Origin of the sequence: Rhizobium sp. 18055 (genome assembly GCF_902706285.1) — a bacterium.
In the GTDB taxonomy this organism is placed as follows: domain Bacteria; phylum Pseudomonadota; class Alphaproteobacteria; order Rhizobiales; family Rhizobiaceae; genus Rhizobium.
In genome coordinates, this window is the sequence record NZ_CACSKD010000044.1 from 1 (window position 1) to 2,394 (window position 2,394).

At 57.7% G+C, this 2,394-nt stretch carries 3 protein-coding genes; all 3 read right to left on the bottom strand.

Features of this window, described 5'->3' with window-relative positions:
- Positions 1-25: 25 nt before the first annotated feature.
- The gene (locus tag GVL52_RS27750) at positions 26-925 is read right to left on the bottom strand and encodes a TniQ family protein (RefSeq protein WP_160012626.1); all 900 of its coding nucleotides are present in this window, start codon (positions 923-925) and stop codon (positions 26-28) included.
- Positions 886-1,767 carry a TniB family NTP-binding protein gene (locus tag GVL52_RS27755; protein WP_160012627.1) on the bottom strand — a complete coding sequence of 294 codons (882 nt, stop codon included), beginning with the start codon at positions 1,765-1,767 and terminating at the stop codon, positions 886-888. Before GVL52_RS27755 ends, GVL52_RS27750 begins: the two co-directional genes overlap by 40 nt.
- A 6-nt stretch (positions 1,768-1,773) precedes the next feature.
- Positions 1,774-2,394 (bottom strand): Mu transposase C-terminal domain-containing protein (locus tag GVL52_RS27760; RefSeq protein WP_160012628.1); only part of this gene is annotated, 621 nt, incomplete at its 5' end.

The window sequence follows — 2,394 nt, forward strand, 5'->3', positions numbered from 1 at the left end:
TTAGAGATTCTGTCGGCCGAGAATCTCAAATTAAGTGCAACTGTGACGACCCAAGCGACTGACGCGAACAGTCTAAGATCTCTTCTATAGCGCTGTCGAAGCGGGCTTTGTTCTCACCCATCATATGGCCACTCAGCATGCGAAGCATTTCGGGCCCGGCATGCTGGACAATGGCGACACCTGCCAAGAGGGCAGGGCGCAAATACATGGGCAAGATCGGGCTTGCTGGACTCGGAAGTTTGCTGGTTTCCATCTGCATGACGTCGTCGAGATCAGGAATGATGACACCGAGCAGCCTATAGCCCGACGGTTCGTAACCGGGCACCGACTTTGGAACGCGCCGCATTAGCAGGAGACGGGCAATCTCATTCGGCGATACCCAGTTTGGGATACCATGCTCAGCCTCGTTGTCGAGCATTTCTTCCCCCATCAGCGCTGCATGGTGATAGCCGCCGAAGGGAGTGGGGCCGTCATTCCCGCCAATTGTCTGTAATGTGCCTCCGCAAAGCGGGCAGGTGATCCGCCAGCCTAAGAATTGGCTTCGAAGGATGACGGGCAATCCGTCGGCCGTTCGGCGGCAGGTAGAGCACGATTGTCGAGGCTCGCTTGCGATCATTCGCCGTGATGATTGCGGAATATTCGAGAACGTCATGCGGCGGACCGTAGTGGGCTCGATCGAGAATATGTGGGCGATGCGGACGACCTGATCTTCGGTGAGATTCAAATCGGCGGCGCGCAATGATAGCAATTCGGGGAGGCAATGCTGAAGCATGGCCAAGGGAGAGATCGCATAGAATGCGGCATGTCGGGCGATCCACGACGACAAAAGCTCATCGGCGCACGGAGCCAGCCTTACCGGCAGTGGCCGTTCGCATAAGTTCGTCGTCACGCGAATGCTGCGTCGGCGTCGAATTCTGGCTCCCATTTCTCAATGGCTTCGTCGGTAACCCGCTCTCTTCCGCTTTCGATTGAATCGATGGCCAGTGAGTTGACTATGTGAAAGATGTTGGCGGTGATGCCCTCGGTGACTTGAAGTATTCGCCGCAATGATTTCGCGGTTAGTACCGATGGGTGCCGCAATGGAGTATTGCGCAGTATCAAGGCCACCAACATTTCGAACTGCTCATTTGCGGCCCAGCGGCTCAGCGTGAACTGGTCGAAGCGACGCGCCAACTGGACATCGCCACCAATGGCCTCACGGGCGTCGTTGACGCCGAAACAGACGAGGGAGATCTGGAGGCGGTTGCTGAGAAATCGTAAGGTATTTAATACGATGCGCTGCTCGCGATAGGTCCCGGCGAGAATGTTGTGCACCTCGTCGATCACAAAAACCTGAACGCCAATCGCTTCCATGATGCGCAGTGCCGCTTGCTCCATCTGGGCAATATCGGCACGCGGTCGCTGTGGTGCACCGAGCAGGGTCAAAAGCTCGGCGTAGAACCGCCGTTCGCCAGGCCGGCTGGTCATCTCCATCGCCAGAACCGGTGTCTTCAGCCTGCCGGTAATCGGGTTGAAGCTTGGTGGGTGCTGGTCACGGAAGCGCTTCATGATCATTGTCTTGCCCATGCCGCTGTCGCCATAAATGGCGAGCGACGGCATTCGCGTCCCGCGTGGATGATCCACCAGGAGGTTCAGGCGATCGAGTACCTGCTTGGCACGCGGGTAAACGAGCCAGCGACGTGATCTAATGGCGCGGATGCGCTGGTTGTCTGCTTCACCGAGCAGCGCCGCTGCGGTCACAGTCAGGTGGGAGATTTCTGTGTTCATGCCAGCTCACTCCATATCCTCGTCGAAAGCCACAGGTTTGCTGGAGTCGATCCCCCGAAGCGAGCCCCAACCGCTGTCATCCACTTTCGTTTTTGAGCTGGAAGTGCGGCCTCGTCGTACTGTTGCTGTCGTCTTCACCGCTGCATCCACCAGTTGGCGTTGCTCAATCGCCGTACCAACGATCGCGCGGGTGTTGACCTCTCGTCGCCCTTTCGCCAGCAGAGTACGCCTCGCAGCCAAGGCTTCGTGTAGCGTGACCGAAGCCAAGGTGAGATCGGCGTAACGAGCTTCCACGAAGCTGCCTGATGGTCGTCGCACGAAGACACGAGACATATCCCTTGGGTCGTATTTGACGAGCAACCGGCGATTTGCAGTCCCGACGTCGGCACTCAGGGCTGCCGACCAATAGCGCATTCCAAAGAGATGGATCCCGGTAGGCTGCAATGTACGCTCCTGCTCGGGCAGAAATGTCAGCCAAAATTGCATTCGGTCCTGCGGCAGCCGGAGCGGAATTTCCCCCTCTTGTTCACGCCACACCGCGATGGGCGGGCGGCCCAAAGTGCGGTGGATTGACTGATGGTAGTTACCGACAATGTCGAGGGCGATGTATCGCTCGAGTTCGCGGAG

Bases quoted from the DNA above. Each gene is read 5' to 3' on its own strand.
- GVL52_RS27750 (WP_160012626.1), bottom strand. From the start codon at position 925: ATGGGAGCCAGAATTCGACGCCGACGCAGCATTCGCGTGACGACGAAC.
- GVL52_RS27755 (WP_160012627.1), bottom strand. From the start codon at position 1,767: ATGAACACAGAAATCTCCCACCTGACTGTGACCGCAGCGGCGCTGCTC.